This is a genomic window from Streptomyces sp. NPDC055400, from assembly GCF_053644375.1.
Genome location: NZ_JBSHLM010000006.1, coordinates 402,371 through 420,307, shown reverse-complemented (window position 1 = coordinate 420,307; position 17,937 = coordinate 402,371). Strand labels below are relative to the sequence as shown.

General features: G+C 70.4%; 17 protein-coding genes and 1 tRNA gene. 8 read left to right on the top strand and 10 right to left on the bottom strand.

All coding sequences use genetic code 11. From position 1 onward, the window contains the following. Positions 1-60 precede the first annotated feature (60 nt). Together ACWIGU_RS18905 and ACWIGU_RS18900 are read left to right on the top strand one after the other, a co-directional pair. A complete protein-coding gene (locus tag ACWIGU_RS18905; protein ID WP_454402223.1) occupies positions 61-516 on the top strand; it encodes a hypothetical protein in 456 nt (151 codons plus the stop codon). 174 nt (positions 517-690) lie between these two features. Then, on the top strand, positions 691-1,398 hold the full coding sequence (locus ACWIGU_RS18900) for a hypothetical protein (RefSeq protein WP_454402221.1): 708 nt from the start codon (positions 691-693) through the stop codon (positions 1,396-1,398). A gap of 75 nt (positions 1,399-1,473) precedes the next feature. On the opposite strand, the gene ppc is transcribed toward ACWIGU_RS18900, so the two are convergent. Next, entirely contained in the window at positions 1,474-4,212 is a 2,739-nt protein-coding gene (gene ppc / locus ACWIGU_RS18895) for a phosphoenolpyruvate carboxylase (RefSeq protein ID WP_454402219.1), read from the bottom strand. Positions 4,213-4,484: 272 nt separating this feature from the next. On the opposite strand from ppc, the gene ACWIGU_RS18890 reads away from it, so the two are divergent. Both ACWIGU_RS18890 and ACWIGU_RS18885 read left to right on the top strand, forming a co-directional pair. Next, positions 4,485-5,480, top strand: a complete 996-nt coding sequence (locus ACWIGU_RS18890) for an acyl-CoA desaturase (protein WP_454402217.1) — start codon at positions 4,485-4,487, stop codon at positions 5,478-5,480. Continuing rightward, on the top strand, positions 5,477-6,160 hold the full coding sequence (locus tag ACWIGU_RS18885; protein ID WP_453773684.1) for a TetR family transcriptional regulator: 684 nt from the start codon (positions 5,477-5,479) through the stop codon (positions 6,158-6,160). The genes ACWIGU_RS18890 and ACWIGU_RS18885 overlap by 4 nt, the downstream gene beginning before the upstream one ends. Here the strand turns inward: ACWIGU_RS18885 and ACWIGU_RS18880 are convergent. Together ACWIGU_RS18880 and ACWIGU_RS18875 are read right to left on the bottom strand one after the other, a co-directional pair. Continuing rightward, positions 6,157-6,531, bottom strand: coding sequence for a VOC family protein (locus ACWIGU_RS18880; protein WP_454402215.1), 375 nt, complete (start codon positions 6,529-6,531; stop codon positions 6,157-6,159). The genes ACWIGU_RS18885 and ACWIGU_RS18880 overlap by 4 nt on opposite strands. After that, a complete protein-coding gene (locus ACWIGU_RS18875) occupies positions 6,531-7,322 on the bottom strand; it encodes a trans-aconitate 2-methyltransferase (RefSeq protein ID WP_454402213.1) in 792 nt (263 codons plus the stop codon). The genes ACWIGU_RS18880 and ACWIGU_RS18875 overlap by 1 nt, the downstream gene beginning before the upstream one ends. 89 nt (positions 7,323-7,411) lie before the next feature. Between ACWIGU_RS18875 and ACWIGU_RS18870 the strand changes: the two genes are divergently transcribed. Beyond that, the gene (locus ACWIGU_RS18870; protein ID WP_100596154.1) at positions 7,412-7,909 is read left to right on the top strand and encodes a MarR family winged helix-turn-helix transcriptional regulator; all 498 of its coding nucleotides are present in this window, start codon (positions 7,412-7,414) and stop codon (positions 7,907-7,909) included. A gap of 23 nt (positions 7,910-7,932) precedes the next feature. On the opposite strand, the gene ACWIGU_RS18865 is transcribed toward ACWIGU_RS18870, so the two are convergent. Next, positions 7,933-8,682, bottom strand: a complete 750-nt coding sequence (locus ACWIGU_RS18865; protein ID WP_100596153.1) for a LuxR C-terminal-related transcriptional regulator — start codon at positions 8,680-8,682, stop codon at positions 7,933-7,935. Between the two features lie 278 nt (positions 8,683-8,960). Here ACWIGU_RS18865 and ACWIGU_RS18860 point away from each other — a divergent pair, with 278 nt between their 5' ends. Then, the gene (locus ACWIGU_RS18860; protein WP_454402211.1) at positions 8,961-9,404 is read left to right on the top strand and encodes a GNAT family N-acetyltransferase; all 444 of its coding nucleotides are present in this window, start codon (positions 8,961-8,963) and stop codon (positions 9,402-9,404) included. Here the strand turns inward: ACWIGU_RS18860 and galK are convergent. From galK to galT, 3 genes are read right to left on the bottom strand one after another with little or no spacing between them, the layout of a single operon-like run. Then, positions 9,385-10,557, bottom strand: a complete 1,173-nt coding sequence (galK, locus tag ACWIGU_RS18855) for a galactokinase (RefSeq protein WP_454402209.1) — start codon at positions 10,555-10,557, stop codon at positions 9,385-9,387. The genes ACWIGU_RS18860 and galK overlap by 20 nt on opposite strands. Positions 10,558-10,560: 3 nt before the next feature. Then, positions 10,561-11,526 (bottom strand): UDP-glucose 4-epimerase GalE, encoded by a 966-nt coding sequence (gene galE / locus ACWIGU_RS18850; RefSeq protein ID WP_454402207.1) that lies wholly within the window; start codon positions 11,524-11,526, stop codon positions 10,561-10,563. Continuing rightward, the gene (gene galT, locus ACWIGU_RS18845; RefSeq protein WP_454402205.1) at positions 11,523-12,584 is read right to left on the bottom strand and encodes a galactose-1-phosphate uridylyltransferase; all 1,062 of its coding nucleotides are present in this window, start codon (positions 12,582-12,584) and stop codon (positions 11,523-11,525) included. Before galT ends, galE begins: the two co-directional genes overlap by 4 nt. Before the next feature lie 211 nt (positions 12,585-12,795). On the opposite strand from galT, the gene ACWIGU_RS18840 reads away from it, so the two are divergent. Continuing rightward, positions 12,796-14,478, top strand: coding sequence for a sodium:solute symporter family protein (locus ACWIGU_RS18840; RefSeq protein ID WP_454402203.1), 1,683 nt, complete (start codon positions 12,796-12,798; stop codon positions 14,476-14,478). An 18-nt stretch (positions 14,479-14,496) separates the two neighbouring features. Further along, entirely contained in the window at positions 14,497-14,778 is a 282-nt protein-coding gene (locus ACWIGU_RS18835; RefSeq protein WP_454402201.1) for a hypothetical protein, read from the top strand. 142 nt (positions 14,779-14,920) lie between these two features. On the opposite strand, the gene ACWIGU_RS18830 is transcribed toward ACWIGU_RS18835, so the two are convergent. The 3 genes from ACWIGU_RS18830 to ACWIGU_RS18820 form a co-directional block, all read right to left on the bottom strand. Further along, positions 14,921-14,993, bottom strand: a tRNA-Gly gene (locus ACWIGU_RS18830). 50 nt (positions 14,994-15,043) lie between these two features. Beyond that, positions 15,044-15,745 carry a helix-turn-helix transcriptional regulator gene (locus ACWIGU_RS18825; RefSeq protein ID WP_454402200.1) on the bottom strand — a complete coding sequence of 234 codons (702 nt, stop codon included), beginning with the start codon at positions 15,743-15,745 and terminating at the stop codon, positions 15,044-15,046. Between the two features lie 249 nt (positions 15,746-15,994). Next, entirely contained in the window at positions 15,995-17,881 is a 1,887-nt protein-coding gene (locus ACWIGU_RS18820; protein WP_454402198.1) for an outer membrane protein assembly factor BamB family protein, read from the bottom strand. Between the last annotated feature and the right edge of the window lie 56 nt (positions 17,882-17,937).

Here is a 17,937-nt window from a genome sequence, read left to right as displayed (position 1 = left end):
CGCCCGGGGTCTGCCGGCTTTTCTTGACTCTTCGCGGGGCCATGGCCAAGGATCGCCGCCATGCTTTCGTACACCCGGCGGGCCGCGATGGCGGTCGTGGTCCTGCTGATCCTGATCGCGGGCGTTTGGGCGTCCTGGGCGTCGGCGCAGCACGTGATGCTGACCAAGGGTCGTGAGCGGGGCACGATGACGGTGACGCGGTGCACCGACGACGCGTGCACCGGGCCTTACGCGCCTTTGTCGCCGGGTTCGCTGCCTCGCGCCCGTGTCGTCATCGACCGGTCGATCGCGGAGAAGAAGGGCGCGCGTATCCCGGTGGTGGTGAAGCCCGGTTCGGACGAGGTGGTGCGCGCGGGGGCTGCGGGGTTGTTCCACGCGTGGGTTCCGCTGGGCGGCGCGCTGCTGCTGGCCGCGGTGGTGATCGCGGGGGGTCTGCGGCACACGCGTATCGCGTGGATCGCGGCGGTGGCCGGCGGGGTGGTTCTGACGGCGGCGTTCGCCGCGCTGTCCTTCTGAGCGTCGTCCGGCCCTGCGTACGCCCGGATTGTTATGCGGCACTTTTGAGGCAACGGCGTACTGATGGTGCGTACGAGTACAACTGTTGCTTGACGGGGTGTCACGGCGGCAGGACTCTGAACCGCTTTCCCCCCGCAGGCTCCTGTTTCCGCATCTCTCGAAGATGGACTGCCCATGCGCACCCTCACTTCCGCGGGCGCGATAGCCGTGGCCGCCACCGCCACTTTGCTGCTCGCTCCCTCCGCTTCGGCCACCGATGCTCCCGGCGACAACGGCACCGTGAAGATTCACGATGCCAGGACCGGTGAGGAACTCCGCAAGAACGAACCGCACGTGTGCACCTTCTACCTGGACGCCTTCGGCTTCGACAGCGTCCAGGAGGTCGACTGGCACATCGAGGCGTGGGCGCCGACCGCCGGCGTCAAGGGCGAGACGGTGAAGACCGGCTCGCTGACGCTCGGTGCGGACGGGCACGGCCGCTCGGACGACCTGTCGCTGCCGGACGGGCACTACAAGCTGTTCTGGAACTTCGACGGCGAGCACGGCAAGGCCAAGCACAAGGTCTTCTGGACCGACTGCTCGGACGACGCGGTGACCGGCGGCAGTACGCCGTCGGCGTCCGCGCCGGGCACGGCCGAGCCGTCCGCCTCGTCGCCCGCCCCGTCGTCCTCGTCCTCGTCGTCCTCGTCGTCGTCGGCTCCGGGCGAGGTCGCGGGTACGTCGTCGCCGTCGTCCCAGCCGTCGCCGCAGGCCGGTGACCTGGCGGAGACCGGTAACGGCGCTCCGGTGGGCCTGCTGTCGACGGTCGCCGCGCTGCTCGTCGCGGCCGGCGGTGCGCTGGTCGTGTGGCGTCGCAGGGCAGCCGCGGGCCGTCAGGGCTGAGCTGTCTCGCGTGACATGTGAGAAGGGTGCCTCCCGGTTCGGGAGGCACCCTTCTCGACGTCTGCGGCCCTCGGGTCAGCCGGTGTTGCGCAGGCCGGCCGCGACTCCGTTGACGGTCAGGAGCAGGGCGCGGGCCAGCAGCGGGTCCGCTTCCTGGCCCGCGGCCACCGCGTCGCGCTGGCGCTTGAGCAGGGCGACCTGGAGGTACGAGATCGGGTCCAGGTAGGCGTCGCGGATCGCGAAGGTCTGCTGGAGCACCGGCTGGGTGTCCAGGAGCTTCTTTCCTCCGGTGATGCGCAGGACCTCCTGCACGGTCAGCGCGTGCTCGGCCTCGATGTCCGCGTACACGTGCTTCAGCTCGTCGGGGACGAGCGTGTCGACGTAGTGCCGGGCGATCCGCAGGTCCGTCTTCGCGAGGGTCATCTCGACGTTCGACAGGAAGTTGCGGAAGAAGTGCCAGTGCTCGCTCATCTCGTCGAGGACGGTGCCGAGGCCGGCCTCGCGCAGCGCCTTGAGGCCGGAGCCGACGCCGAACCAGCCGGGCACGATCTGCCGCGACTGGGTCCAGCCGAACACCCACGGGATGGCGCGCAGGCCGTCGAGCGAGACGCCCGAGCCGGGGCGGCGGGAGGGTCGCGAGCCCAGGTGCAGGTCGGCGAGCTGGTCGACGGGCGTGGAGGCGAGGAAGTACGTCGGCAGGTCCGGGTCCTCGACCAGCTTGCGGTACGCGGCGTGCGCGGCGTCGGAGACGACGTCCATGGCCGCGTCCCAGCGGGCGAGGGCCTCGTCGGACTGGCGGGGCGCGGTGTGCAGCGCGGACGCCTGGAGGGTGGCGGCGACGGTCAGTTCGAGGTTCTCGCGGGCCAGGGACGGCACGAGGTACTTGTCGGAGATGACCTCGCCCTGCTCGGTCACCTTGATCTCGCCCTCGAGGGTTCCCCACGGCTGGGCGAGGATCGCGTCGTGCGAGGGGCCGCCGCCGCGGCCGACGGTGCCGCCGCGGCCGTGGAAGAGGCGCAGGCGCACGCCGTAGCGGTGGGCGACGTCGCGCAGCCGGCGCTGGGCGCGGTGGATCTCCCACTGGGAGGTGGTGATGCCGCCGAACTTGGAGGAGTCCGAGTAGCCGAGCATGACTTCCTGGACGTCGCCGCGCAGGGCGACGAGGCGCCGGTAGGACGGGTCGGCGAGCATCTCGTCGAGGATGACGTCGGCGGCGCGCAGCTCGTCGGTGGTTTCCAGGAGCGGCACGATGCCGATCTTGGCCCAGCCGCCGTGCAGGTCGATGAGTCCGGCCTCGCGGGCGAGGACGGCGGCGGCGAACACGTCGTCGGCGCCCTGGCACATCGAGATGATGTACGACTCGATGACCTCGGGTCCGAAGGCGTCGAGGGCGCGCTTGACGGTGTGGAAGACGCCGAGGGTCTTCTCGCCCGCGGCGTCGAGGGGTGCGGGCGAGGGGGCGAGCGGCCTGCGGGACCTGAGTTCCTTGGCGAGGAGCTTCTGGCGGTACTCGCGGGGCATGTCGGCGTAGCGCCAGGACTCCTCGCCGAGCCGGTCGAAGAGCTGGCCGAGGGCGTGGTGGTGGGCGTCGGCGTGCTCGCGTACGTCCATGGTGGCGAGCTGGAGGCCGAACGCGGCGAGCGTGCGGATGGTGCGGTTCATCCGGCCGTCGGCGAAGAGGGCGCCGCGGTGCTCGCGCAGGGACGTCTGGATGAGCGTGAGGTCCTGGAGGAGTTCGCCGGTGCCGAGGTAGTCGCGGCCGTCCACGTGCGCGGTGCCCCTGGCGAGGCGCTCCTTGGTGTTCTCCAGCTTCTGCCGGATGCAGGTGGCCTTGAGCCGGTAGGGCTCCTCGGCGTTGAGGCGCTTGTAGCGGGGGCTGATCTCCGGGAGGCGCTCCAGGTCGTTCTGGAGGGAGGTGATCAGTTCCTCGGTGGCGCCGGTGTAGCGGATCGAGTTCGACAGGAAGCCGCGCAGCTCGTCGATGAGCTCCAGGGCGTCGTTGATGCCGTGCTCGTGCTGGAGGATCAGGACGTCCCAGGTGACGGCGGGTGTGACGTTCGGGTTGCCGTCGCGGTCGCCGCCGATCCAGGTGCCGAAGGTGAGGGGGCGGGTGGCGTCGGGCAGGGTGACGCCGACGCGCTGCAGCTCGGCGGTGAGGTCCTCGAGGACGTCGCCGACGGCGCCTGCGTGCAGCTCGTCGAGGTAGTAGATGGCGTTGCGCGCCTCGTCGGTGGGCTCGGGGCGTACGACGCGCAGCTCGTCGGTCTGCCACACCAGGTCGATGTTCTCGGCGAGGCGGGTGTCGTAGCGGCGGCGGTCGGCCTCGATGACGGGGGTCTCGAGGAGCTCGGCGACGCGGCGCAGCTTGTTGAGGACGGAGCGCCGGGCGGCCTCGGTCGGGTGGGCGGTGAACACCGGCCGTACGTTCAGGTGCTGGACCGTTTCGCGCAGGTGCTCCGCGTCGGCGTCCTTGAGCCGGTCGGCGGTGCGGGCGAGGAGGCCGCCCTCGGCGGCGCGGCGGGCGCGCAGCTCGCGGCCGCGGTGCACCTGCTCGGTCACGTTCGCCAGATGGAAGTACGTCGAGAAGGCGCGGACCAGCTTGGCCGCGGTCTCCAGTTCCGTGTCGCCGAGCAGGCGGGCGGCGGCCTCGCCGTCCTCCCGGGTGAGGCGGCGGACCTTCTCGACCAGTTCGAGGAGCTCGGGGCCCTCCTGGCGTACGAGCGTCTCGCCGAGGAGGTCGCCGAGTCGGCGGATGTCGGCGCGCAGCTCGGCGCTGGATGTGGCCTCGCGGCTCTGGTCGTCGGCACTGCTCACAGGTGCGGCTCCTTGCAGTGGTGAAGCACGTCTGGGAGGGAAACCCCGGGAACCGGGTATGAATCCCGGGTGGAGATACAGAGCGGACCGCGCTGTCCGACCGTTTCCAAGGATAGGTGTCCGTCCGTGAGGGCCGTTTGCGGGCCTCTTGCCGCTCGCCTGCGCGCTGCCATACTTACGACGCCGTAGGTTACGGACGCGTAGTAAAAGTTCCAGCACGACTCCCCGGCTCTCGGCCCTCTCGCAACCCTCGACCCCACAGGGGACGCCCCATGACTCCAAGCCCCGATCTGATCGATGACGCCCCGGAGGCGTCGTCGGGCGATTCGACCGGCGCTGCGCTGCCCTCCGCCACGCTCGGCGGTGAGCAGAAGCGTTCGCTGGAGCAGCTCGCGCTGCTGCTCTTCATCATCGTTCCGTTCCTGGCGCTGGTCGCGGCGGTGCCGCTGGCCTGGGGCTGGGGTGTGAGCTGGCTCGACCTCGGCCTGATGGTGTTCTTCTACTACCTGGGCTGCCACGGCATCACGATCGGCTTCCACCGGTATTTCACGCACGGTTCCTTCAAGGCGAAGCGGCCGCTGCGGATCGCGCTGGCGGTGGCCGGCTCGATGGCGGTCGAAGGTCCTCTCGTGCGCTGGGTGGCGGATCACCGCAAGCACCACAAGTTCTCCGACGCGGAGGGTGACCCGCATTCGCCGTGGCGGTTCGGCGAGACGCTGCCCGCGCTGATGAAGGGCCTGTGGTGGGCGCACATCGGCTGGATGTTCGATGAGGAGCAGACTTCGCAGGAGAAGTACGCACCCGATCTGGTGAATGATCCGGCCATAAGGGCGATCTCGCGTCAGTTCATTTTCTGGACGATGCTCTCGCTGGCTCTGCCGGCGCTGATCGGCGGCCTGGCGACGATGTCGTGGTGGGGCGCGTTCACGGGCTTCTTCTGGGGCTCGCTGGTGCGGGTGGCGCTGCTGCACCACGTCACGTGGTCGATCAACTCGATCTGTCACGCCGTCGGCAAGCGGCCCTTCAAGTCGCGCGACAAGTCCGGCAACGTGTGGTGGCTGGCCGTCCTGTCGTGCGGCGAGTCGTGGCACAACCTGCACCACGCGGACCCGACGTCGGCGCGGCACGGTGTGATGCGCGGCCAGGTGGACTCGTCCGCGCGGCTGATCCGCTGGTTCGAGCTGCTGGGCTGGGCGCGTGACGTGCGCTGGCCGTCGAAGGAGCGGATCGACTCCCGCCGCAAGCCGCAGGCCACTGACGCGGCATGATGGAGCCCGTGGCGACCGATCCGAACTCTGCGAGCCCAGCCGGCAACGACAAGCCCCGGCGCGCGCGCCGCACCCGGATGACCGGTGCGGAACGCCGCCAGCAGCTGCTCGAGATCGGTCGCACCCTCTTCGCCGCGAAGGGCTTCGAGGGCACGTCGGTGGAGGAGATCGCGGCGAAGGCCGGGGTCTCCAAGCCGGTGGTGTACGAGCACTTCGGCGGCAAGGAGGGCCTCTACGCGGTCGTCGTGGACCGTGAGATGCGCCAGCTCCTCGACATGGTGACCGGCTCCCTGACGGCCGGGCACCCGCGCGAACTGTGCGAGCAGGCCGCCTTCGCGCTCCTCGACTACATCGAGGAGTACACGGACGGCTTCCGCATCCTGGTCCGGGACTCCCCGATCCCGCAGTCCACGGGCTCGTTCGCCTCGCTGATCTCCGACATCGCGACGCAGGTCGAGGACATCCTGGGCCGCGAGTTCAAGAACCGCGGCTTCGACCCGAAGCTGGCGCCGCTGTACGCGCAGGCGCTGGTCGGCATGGTCGCCCTCACGGGACAGTGGTGGCTGGACGCCCGTAAGCCGGAGAAGGCCGAGGTCGCGGCGCACCTGGTGAATCTGGCGTGGCACGGCCTGGACGGCATGGAGGCGAACCCGCATCTGATCGGGCGGCGCAAGAGCTAGGACGGGCCGGGGGTGACCGGTTCGAGGAATTCGAGCCGGTTGCCCACCGGGTCGTCGGCGTAGAACCGTCGGTGGCCCGGCAGGTCTCCGTCCCAGGTGACCTGCACACCGTGCGCTTCGAGCCGCGCCGCGTACGCCTCGATTCCCGTGACGCGCAGCCCCGGGTGAGCCTTGCGGGCCGGCCGGAAGTCCTTCTCGATCCCCAGGTGCAGCCGCACCTGGCCCGCTTCGAACCAGCAGCCCCCGCGCGCCGCGAGCGCCGGGGGTTTCGGCATCCGCGTCATGCCGAGCGCGTCCCCGTAGAACCGGCGCAGCGCGTCCTCGGATCCCGCGGGGGCGGCGAGCTGTACGTGGTCCAGGGCCCGGAGCATCAGGCGTCGGCCGGCTTGCGGGCCACCGCGAAGAGGCGGCGGAAGGGGAAGACCGTGCCGTGGGGTGTCGTGGGGTAGGCGGTGCGGAGCAGAGCGCGGTACTCGGTCAGGAAGGCCTCGGTGGCTCCCGGGTCGTCCGCGAGGGCGGTCAGGACGGGGCGCAGGCCCGTGCCCTTGACCCAGTCGAGGACCGGGTCCTCGCCCGTCAGGAGATGCAGATACGTCGTCTCCCAGACGTCCGCCTCGCAGCCGAGCGCGGTGAGCTCGTTCAGGTACCGCGCCGGGGTGTGGACGGCGTCCGCGTGGCGCAGCGTGTCACCGAGCCGGTCCCGCCACCGCGCCGACCCGGCGAGTTCGCGCATCAGTACGTGGCTGGGGGCGTCGAAGTTGCCGGGGACCTGGAAGGCGAACGTGCCGCCGGGGGTGAGGCCGGCCAGCCAGTCGGGGAAGCGGTCGGTGTGGCCGGGGACCCATTGGAGCAGGGCGTTGGAGACGATCAGGTCGAAGGGCTCGGCGGGGGTCCAGGTGGCCGCGTCGGCGGGGGCGAAGTCGAGGAGATCGGTAGCGTGGGCCGCGGCCTTCTCAAGCATCTGCGGGGAGTTGTCGTAGCCGGTGATCCTGGCCTTCGGCCAGCGCCGGGCGAGGAGGGCGGTGACGTTGCCCGCGCCGCAGCCGAGGTCGGCGATCCTCGCCGGGTCGCCCTGGACGCGGGCGAGGAGATCGGCGAAGGGGCGGGTGCGGTGGTCCGCGTGACGGAGATACTGCTGGGGGTCCCAGGTGGGTGCGCTCATGGCGGCCAGGATCCTCTGGGATTTATCTCGATGTCAAGATAGTTGAATTCAAGAGACTTCATGTCGAGGGACCCACTAGACTGATCGTCATGGAGGACGAGGTCGACCGGCTGGTCGCAGCGTGGCGCCGAGAGCGCCCTGACCTCGACGTGGAGCCCCTAGAGGTGCTCAGTCGGGTCAGCAGGCTGGCACGTCATCTTGACCGGGCCCGGCGCCTGGCGTTCGCCGAGCACCAGCTGGAGCCGTGGGAGTTCGACGTATTGACGTCCCTGCGGCGGGCCGGCGCCCCCTATCAGCTCTCCCCCGGACAGCTCCTCACCCAGACCCTCGTCACCTCCGGCACGATGACGAACCGTATCGACCGGCTCGCCAAGAAGGGTCTCGTCGAGCGCCTCCCCGACCCGAGCGACCGACGCGGCGTCCTGGTGCGGCTGACCACCGAGGGGCAGGACCGCGCCGACCAGGCGCTCGCCGGCCTCCTCGCACAGGAGCGGGCGATCCTCGCGGAGCTGTCCCGCACCCAGCGCGGCGAACTGGCGGGCCTGCTGCGGCAGTTGACCGCGCCGTTCGACAACATCCCCGGCTAGGGCCCCTAGTCGTACGCGTTCCCCTACGACGCCGCTTCCAGGTCCGCGGGTCCGACCCCGGCCCTGCGCGCCAGCGCCACCGCCGCGAGCGTGGAGTGGACCCCGAGCTTGCCCAGCACGTTCTGCATGTGCGTACGGACCGTGTGCGGGGAGAGGAAGAGGCGCTCGGCGACCGCCTTGCGGCCGAGGCCCGCGACCATGCAGCGCAGCACCTCGCGCTCACGCGGCGTCAGGGACTCCACCAGGCGCTCGGAGTCGGTGCGGTGCTTGCGGGCCGCGGTCAGCTCGCGCAGAACGCTCGTGAGCAGGGCGGGCGGCAGATGCGTCTCGTCGCGCAGGACGCCCCGGATGACCGTGAGCAGCCGCGAGAGCGAGCAGTCCTTGGCGACCCAGCCGGAGGCTCCCGCCTGGAGCGCGAGGGCCGCGCGGCGGGGGTCGTCCTTCTCGGCGAGGACCACGGTCCGTACGGTGGGCTGGCCCGAACGGACGCCCGCCACCAGGGAGATCCCGTCGACCAGGCCGTCCTGGCCGGGCGCCGTGTCGGGCACTGCCGTCGCCGGGCGCGGGCCGTGCAGGGCCGCTCCCAGGTCGGCGTCGACGAGGAGGACGTCGAACCGGCGCCCCTCCGCCGCCGCGCGGTCCATGCAGCGCAGTGCGGCCGGGCCGCTGCCCGCCGCGGACACGTCCACGTCGGGCTCGGCGGCGAGAGCCGCGGCGAGCGACTCGGCGAAGATGCGGTGGTCGTCGACGACCAGGACTCGGATGCGAACCACGTGTATAACCCCCTCCCCCAAGCTCCTCTCGGAGCAGGGGATTCCCCGGCGCCGGGAGGCTGTCCGGCACGGGTACGGCGCCCGAAGAGGCAGGTCGTCACGGCCGCACGGCCGCCGCCGTGCTCGTACCGCTACCCCCGCTCCGGGCGCGTACCCGGCTGTCTCGCCCCCTGATCAGCACCGGCCCCCACCGGTGCTGCCCATCAGAGTAGGGCCGCGGGCCAGGAGCGGAAGGCAATTTGCAGAACTGGTTGGCCTGCACGTTTATCGTGAGGCGTATGTTTCGTATTGAGACAGAAGTCGACAAACAGCGACTCGATCTTCTTCACTTCCGGCTGCGGGAGGCGAATACCGCGGCGTCGGCGGAGCTCAGGTCGCTGCGGGGGACGCCCGGGGACCGTGAAGTTCCGCTCCAGGTCTGGGCGTTGGACGAGAACGGCGAGGTCGCCGGCGGCCTGGACGGGCACACCTGGGCGACCTGGCTCCACGTGAACCTGCTCTGGGTCGACGACCGCCACCGCGCGAAGGGCCTCGGCTCCCGCCTCCTCACGGAGGCGGAACGCATCGCCCACGAGGACCGCGCCTGCCACGGCGCCCGAGTGGAAACATGGGACTTCCAGGCACCGGGCTTCTACCGCCAGCACGGCTACGAGCTGGTGTGTGTGATCCCCGACTACCCGCCGGGGATCAAGGAGTTCACTCTTACGAAGCGGCTGGGGTGAGTTTGCGGGCTCCCGCCGACGGGACCGCGGGGAAGACGCGCGGGGCCGTGCAGCCCGCCGAAGCGAACGCCTCCGTGATCGACTTCGTCACCGCGTCCGCGTCCGCCTCCTCCACCAGGACGATCGCGGAGCCGCCGAAGCCGCCGCCGGTCATCCGGGCGCCGAGCGCGCCCGACGCGTTCGCGGTGTCCACGACCAGGTCCAGCTCGGCGCAGGAGATGCGCAGGTCGTCGCGGAGCGAGACGTGGCCCTCGGTGAGGACCGGGCCGATCGCCCGTACGTCACCGGCGTCGAGAAGCTCGATGACCCGCTCGACGCGGTGGTCGTCGCAGACGATGTGGCGGACGTAGCGCACGACCCGCTCGTCGGTGAGGTCCGCCAACTTGGCGAGTGCTTCCGGCAGTTCGGCGTACGACACGTCGCGCAGGTGCGAGACGCCGAGCGCGCGGGCGCCCTCTTCGCAGCCCGCGCGGCGCTCCGCGTACGCGCCGTCGCCCAGCTCGTGCTTGACGCGGGTGTCGACGACGAGGAGCTGGAGGCCGTGGGCGGCCAGGTCGAAGGGGACCTGGCGGGTGGACAGGTCGCGGCAGTCCAGGTGCAGGACGTGGCCCTCGGTGGCGCACGCCGACGCCATCTGGTCCATGATCCCGCAGGGCACGCGCACGAAGTCGTTCTCCGCACGCTGCGCGATCCGCGCCAACTCGGGCCCGGCGAGCCCCAGTTCGAAGAGGTCGTTGAGCGCGAGCGCGGTGACGACCTCGAGTGCGGCCGACGAGGACAGGCCCGCGCCGGTCGGCACGGTCGACGCGAGGTGGATGTCGGCGCCGGTGACGGCGTGCCCGGCCTCGCGCAGCGCCCATACGACGCCCGCCAGGTACGCGGCCCAGCCGCCCTGCCCGAACTCGGAGAGCGGGGTCAGTTCGTCGGCCCGCAGTTCGGCGATCGGCGCCTCGATGTCCGCGGAGTGCAGCCGCAGGACGCCGTCGGTGCGGCGCGCGACGGCGGCCACCGCGGTGTGCGGCAGCGCGAGCGGCATCACGAAGCCCTCGTTGAAGTCGGTGTACTCGCCGATGAGGTTCACGCGTCCGGGCGCGGCCCAGACCCCCTCGGGCTCGTATCCGTACAGATCGCTGAACTGCGAGGCGACGGACATGACTTACCCCTCCTGGCGTGCCTGGGCGAAGGCCCAGGCGTCGGCGACGATTCCCGCGAGGTCCGCGCGGGACGGGTTCCAGCCGAGGCGCTCGCGCGCGGTGGCGGCGGAGGCGACGAGGACGGCCGGGTCGCCGCCGCGGCGCGGGGCGGTGACCTCGGGAATCGGGTGGCCGGTCACCTGGCGGACGGTCTCGATGACCTCGCGCACGGAGAAGCCGTTGCCGTTGCCGAGGTTGCAGATGAGGTGCTCGGCGGGGCGGGCGGCGTCGAGGGCGAGCAGGTGGGCCTCGGCGAGGTCGGCGACGTGGATGTAGTCGCGCACGCAGGTGCCGTCGGGCGTCGGGTAGTCGTCGCCGTAGACGGAGATCGCGTCGCGCCGGCCCTGGGCGACCTGGAGGACGAGCGGGATGAGGTGCGACTCGGGGTCGTGGCGCTCGCCGCAGCTGCCGTAGGCGCCCGCGACGTTGAAGTAGCGCAGCGACACGGCGGCCAGGCCGTGCGCGGCCGCCTCTCCGGTGATCATGTGGTCGACGGCGAGCTTGGAGGCGCCGTAGGGGGAGGTGGGGGCGGTGGGGTCGGACTCGGTGATGGGGGTGCTGACGGGCTCCCCGTACGTCGCCGCGGTGGAGGAGAAGACGAGCTTGCGGACATCCGCCGAGCGCATCGCGGCGAGGAGCGCCATGGTGCCGCCGACGTTGTTGTCCCAGTACTTCTCGGGCTTCACGACGGACTCGCCGACCTGGGAGAACGCGGCGAAGTGGAGGACGGCGTCGAAGGACGGGTCGAGCCACTTGGCGGCGTCGCGGATGTCGCCCTCGACGAACGTCGTCCCGGCGGGCACGCCCTCGCGGAATCCGGTCGAGAGGTTGTCGAGGACGGTGACGTCGTGCCCCGCCTCGACCAGGTGCTGCGCGACCACGCTGCCCACATATCCGGCACCACCGGTGACCAGGTACTTCCCGCTCATGTACTCGCTACCTCTCGCAGTCGCTCGGCCGCGGTCTCCGGCGGCACGTCGTTGATGAACACGCTCATGCCGGATTCGGAACCCGCGAGAAACTTCAGCTTGCCAAAAGTGCGGCGGATGGTGAAAAGCTCGAGGTGAAGCGCGAAGTCGTCCCGCTGGACGCCGGGGAAGTCGTCCAGGGTGCCGAACGGCGCCTGGTGCCAGGCGGCGATGTACGGCGTCGGGGACTCCGCCGTTCCGAAGAGCCGGTCGAAGCGCCTCAAGAGTTCCAGATAAATCTGGGGGAACTCTGTGCGCGCGCCGTCGTCGAGGGCGAGCAGGTCGGGCACGCGGCGCTTGGGGTAGAGGTGCACCTCGTACGGCCAGTGGGCCGCGTACGGGACGAACGCCACCCAGTGGTCGCCCTCGAGGACGACGCGTTCGCCGGTGCGCTCCTCGGCGAGCACGTCGTCGAAGAGGTTGCGGCCGCCGGTCTGCTCCTTGTGCTCGGCGACCGAGCGCAGCATGAGGGCGGTGCGCGGGGTGGTGAAGGGGTAGCCGTAGATCTGGCCGTGCGGGTGGCCGAGGGTGACGCCGATCTCGGCGCCGCGGTTCTCGAAGCAGAACACCTGTTCCACGGAGTCCAGGTGGGACAGCTCCGCGGTGCGGTCGGTCCAGGCCTCGAGGACGAGTCCGGCCTGTTCCTCGGTGAGGTCGGCGAAGGACGACGTGTGGTCGGAGGTGAAGCAGACGACCTCGCAGCGCCCGGCGTCCCCGGCGAGCGAGGGGAAGCGGTTCTCGAAGACCGCCACGTCGTACGAGGAGTCGGGGATCTCGCTGAGCCGGTCGCCCTCGGACGGGCACAGGGGGCACTCGTCGGCCGGCGGGTGGTAGGTGCGGGCCTGGCGGTGCGAGGCGATGGCGACGCTGTCCCCGAGGAGGGGGTCGCGGCGGATCTGCGAGGAGGAGGCGACGGGGTCCAGCGGACGCCGGTCCACCGCGTCCCGCACGACGTCGTCACGCGAGTCGTAGTAGATGAGCTCGCGACCGTCGGCGAGCCGGGTCGACGTCTTCTTCACGTCCGATGCTCCTCATTCGCATCAACTCAACATAATCAAACATAACAAAGCATGGTTCAACGGGATGGTCAAGGCCACGGGCGCATCGTTCGGTGCGTGGCATGTCACTCGCATCACAATCAAACAAAGAACCTCAGCAGAAGTGTTCATTTATTGAACATAGGAGCGTAGGTTCCGGTCTGATCAGTTCGCGCAACGAAGCGAGTTCTCCATGCTGTCCCCCACACAAACCCTGGCCGCGGGGCTCCGGCTGCCCACCAACGGCCTCGACTACGCGATCCTGGCGATCTACTTCGTCGTGGTCCTCGGCATCGGCTTCGCCGCCCGGCGCTCGGTCAAGACCAGCCTCGACTTCTTCCTCTCGGGCCGCTCCCTGCCCGCCTGGGTCACCGGTCTGGCGTTCGTCGCGGCCAACCTGGGCGCCACCGAGATCCTCGGCATGGCGGCGACCGGCGCGCAGTACGGCGTCTCGGTCGTCCACTGGTACTGGATCGGCGCCATCCCGGCGATGGTCTTCCTGGGCCTCGTGATGATGCCCTTCTACTACCGCTCCAAGGTGCGCTCGGTCCCCGAGTACCTGCTCCAGAGGTTCGACAAGAGCGCGCACCTGCTGAGTTCCATACTCTTCGCCTTCGCGGCGATCCTGATCGCGGGCGTGAACCTGTACGCCCTGTCGATCGTCGTGGAAGCGCTGCTCGGCTGGCCGCAGTGGCTGGCCATCGTCGTCGCCGGCCTGTTCGTGCTCGCGTACATCACCATCGGCGGACTCTCCTCGGCGATCTACAACGAGGTCCTCCAGTTCTTCGTGATCCTCGCGGCGCTCATCCCCCTGTGCATCATCGGCCTCAAGCGGGTCGGCGGCTGGGGCGGCATGACCGACTCCCTGAAGAGCGCGCACGGCGACAACTTCCTCTCGGCCTGGGGCGGTACGGGCATCGGTGAGGCCAACCCGCTCGGCGCGAACTGGCTGACGATCATCCTCGGCCTGGGCTTCGTGCTCTCCTTCGGCTACTGGACGACGAACTTCGCCGAGGTGCAGCGCGCCCTGTCCGCGAAGAACCTCTCGGCCGCCCAGCGCACCCCGCTCATCGCCGCGTTCCCCAAGATCTTCATCGTCTTCCTGGTGATGATCCCGGGCATGGTCGCCGCGGTGCTCGTGCCGAAGATCGGCATGACCGGTTCGGACCTGACGTACAACGACGCGATCCCCTACCTGATGCAGGAGCTGCTGCCCAACGGCGTGCTCGGCATCGCGGTGACCGGTCTGCTCGCCGCGTTCATGGCGGGCATGGCGGCGAACGTGTCGTCCTTCAACACCGTGTTCACGTACGACATCTGGGCCAAGTACGTGAAGACCGGCAAGCCCGACGGCTACTACCTGAAGTTCGGCCGCCTCATCACGGCGATCGGCGTCCTGGCCTCGATCGGCACGGCGTTCATCGCCTCGTCGTTCTCGAACATCATGGGCTACCTGCAGACGCTGTTCTCGTTCTTCAACGTCCCGATGTTCGTCGTCTTCATCATCGGCATGTTCTGGAAGCGCGCCTCGATGAAGTCCGGCGTGTGGGGCCTGCTCGCGGGCACGACCGCCGCGATGGTCAACTACTTCTGGATCTACAAGCAGGGCGTCATCGACATCCCGACCGACCAGGGCGCCAACTTCGTCTCCGCGATCGTCGGCTTCGTCGCCGGCGCGGTCGTCATGGTCGTCGTCACCCTGTTCACCGCGCCCAAGCCGGAGGCCGAGCTCGCGGGCCTCGTGTACGGGACGACGGCGCCCGGCCTGGAGGAGCCGCCCGCCGAGGGCGACGACGCCTGGTACCGCAAGCCCGCGCTGCTCGGCTGGGGCGCGATCGTCCTCGCCGCGCTGTGCTACGTCCCCTTCTCCCTCTGATCGGAGGCGCGAACCCTCATGTCTGAACTCCAGAACGAAGTCTCCGAGTTGGAGCGCAAGTCGGCGACGGCGGCGCGGCTCTTCGACATCCGGCGCATCATCGGCGGACTGTTCGCGGTGTACGGGGTCATCGTCACGATCGCCGGCATCACGGCGTCCGACGCCGATCTGAAAAAGGCCGAGAACATCAACATCAACCTGTGGACGGGCCTCGGCATGCTCGCCCTCGGGCTGTTCTTCCTGGTGTGGCTGAAGCTGCGGCCGACGGCTCCGCCGGTACCGCAGGACGGCGAGGAGTAGGCCACCTCGCCCCGGGCCGGAGGCCATCGCCTACGGGTGATGGCCTCCGGCCCTTCCCGTTCGCACCAGACCCTCAAGGCCGGCCACCCCACCCCGTAAACGCAACAAGTCCCGACCCGCCGAAGCGGGACGGGACTTGAAGTGGAGCGCCGAGCAGGCCTTGCACCTGCATCTCCCCGCAGGAAGCGGGGCGCCTTTCCTTGGACCACCGACGCACTGCCCTCACACCGCGAGTCGCGGTGACGAGCACGAGACCGACTCTAGCTCAGGACTGCGGATCCGGCAGCTCCGGCGCCGCCGGGACCGGCCCCGCCCGGTCGAGGAGCCCCGTGCGCGCGGCCAGCGCCGCCGCCTCCAGTCGCGAGCCGACGCCCAGCTTCATCAGGACCCGCTGCACATGCGTGCGGGCCGTGCTCGGGGCGATGCCCATGCCGGCCGCGATGAGCCGGGTGTCCTCGCCGTCCGCGACCCGGACCAGGACCTCGACCTCGCGCGGCGTCAGCATCTGCAGGAGCCGCTGCCCCTCGTCGTCGGGCTGCGCGGCCGGGTTGAGCAGCTCGCTGAAGGCCCCCTGCAGAAGCTGCGGCGCCACGGCCGCCTCGCCCGCCCGCGCCTTCATCAGGGCGCGCTCGACCCCCTCGATCCGCTCGTCGTGCCGTACGTAGCCGGAGGCTCCGGCCGCGAACGCCGCCGCGATCCCGCGCGGTGACGGCACGGGCCCGAGGACGACCACCGCCACCTGCGGGCGCTCCCGCTTGATGCGCACGATCGGGTCGAAGATGCCCGGCTCCGCGGGCGTCGCCGTACCGATGAGACAGACCTCGGGCGCCCGCTGGATCACCAGCTCGGCCGCTCCCGCGGCGGGCGCGGCCGCCGCGAGCACCCGGTGCCCGCGCAGCTTGAGGGCCGAGGCGAGCGCCTCGGCGAGCAGTCGGTGATCGTCGACCACCATGAGCCGCACACCCATAGAGCCATCCCCCCACATCCCCCGGGATCCCGTGGGACCCCCCAGAACCCCCTCGGTGCGGAAAGCCCCCCGACTCCCCGACCTCCTCCATCTCCCGGAAGCTACACGCTCGTTCGGCGTTGCGCTTCCCCTACTGATGAGAAGTGACCCGGAATGCCGGAATCTCCCGGCGGGCGGCGCGTATGCCGACGGCCCCGCACCCTGTGAGGGTGCGGGGCCGTCGCGAGTCCGCGGTGAGCGGCTCGGGAGTTACTTCGCCGCGAAGACCACGGCCTCGTACTCCTTCTCGTCCGCCGAATACGGCTTGGAGATGAGTTCCTTGCCCATGGCCAGCTTGCCGTTGGTGTAGAGCAGTTCGGACTGGGTGGGGGTCATGCTGCTGATGACGCTGGTCACGGTCTCCGTCGCCGGAGTGACCAGGAGCGTCTTCTGCTTCAGCGTCTTCGGGTCGATCGTGACGATCTCGGCGCCCTTGTCGTAGGGGCCGTCCTTGTACGCCAGGACGTTCCCGCCGTCCATGCGGACCGGGAAGAGCGTGTACTCGCCGCCGTCGACGCGGTCACCGGTGAGCCGGCCGTTCGCCAGGGAGAACGACACGATCTCGTTGGTCTGGCCGGACGTGCCGCCGCCGTCGTGCTCGCGGGTCGGCATGTAGACGCGGTCGTTGCCGACCGTGATGCCACGGCAGCCGTGGATCTCGCTGACGTCGCAGTCGAAGTCGTACCGGTCCTTCTCCAGCGAGACCTTGGCGCGCAGCTTGCCGGTGTCGTCGAGGGAGAACAGGTCCGACATCTCGACCTCCTCGCCGGTGGCGATCACGAAGGTGACCGGCTTGGTGGAGACGACGGAGATGACGTTCACGTCGGCCGGGATCTTGTAGGTCCACTTCGGCTTGCCCGTCGCCGGGTCGAGGAGCTGCACCTGGTGCTTCTCGTCGCCGTAGTCACCGCACTTGCGCACCGCGACCAGCTGCTCGCCGCCGCGGTAGCCGACGTCCTCGCAGGAGCCGGCCTGCGGCTGCCACAGGACCTTGCCCGACTTGATGTCGAAGGCCGCGCCGCCGTCGTAGCCGCCGCCGGCCGCCAGCGTGGAGCCGGTGATCGACAGTTCCTTGAACGGGATGTCACGCCCGCCGGTGCCGACGGACTTCGTCCACAGCTTCTTGCCCGTGTCGACGTTGAAGACCGTGATCTTGGTGCAGGGCTGGTAGTCGTACTCCTTGGGCTTGCGCGGGGCCTCCTCGCTGATGACCGCGCTCAGGCCGTCCTGGGTGACCTCGGGAGCGCCGCCGCACGTCTGGCCGGGCAGCGGGAGCGTCCAGGACTTCTTGCCGGTGTCCGCGGCGTAGCCGTTGATCTCGCCCAGACCCGCCTTGGCGTACGTCGTGTCCGTGAGCCAGGAGCCCTTGGTGCTGAACACCTCGTCCTTGGGCACCTCGTGCTGGGGCAGCTGGAAGAGGACCTGGGAGCTGGTGTTCCCCGGGACCTTCTCCTTGCTCGCACCGCCGGTGGTGGTGCCGCCGGAGCCGCCCTTGTTCTCGTCGCCGCCCTTGCCGCCGGTGCCACCGGTCGTGCCCGCGGTGCTCGCGTCGGTCTTGTCGTCACCGGACGACGCCGAGTACCAGACGCCGCCGCCGATGATCAGGGCGACCGCGACGACAGCACCGATGATGATCATCATCTGGGAGCTGATCTTCTTGCCGGCGCCGCCGCCCGCCGCCTGCATGGGCACGGTGCCCGGCGGCGGGTACGCGCCGTACTGCGGCGGCTGCTGGCCCGGGTAGCCGTAGCCCTGCGGGGGCGTCGGCGGCTGGCCCTGAGGGGCCTGCGGGTAGCCGTAGTTGGGGGCAGGGGGCTGCGGGTGGCCGTAGCCCCCGGGCTGACCCTGCGGCGGCGTCGGCGGCTGGGCGGGCGGCTGCGCCGGGGGCGGGGTCTGGGGCGCCTGCGGGTAGCCGTAGCCGGGCTGCTGCGCGGGCGGGGGCGGCGGCGTGGGCGCGCCGAACCCTCCCGGCGGGGGATCCTGCGGTGCGCCGAAGCCTCCGGGCGGGGGGTCCTGCGGCTTGCCGAAGCCCACCGGCGGGGGGCCCTGGGGCGGGCCCTGCGGCGGCTCGTTGGGCGGCTGGGGCGGCTGCGTCATGACGTCTGTACCTCGGGTGACGGGGAGAAGGAGCGGGCGGCGGTGCGGTGGGCGGT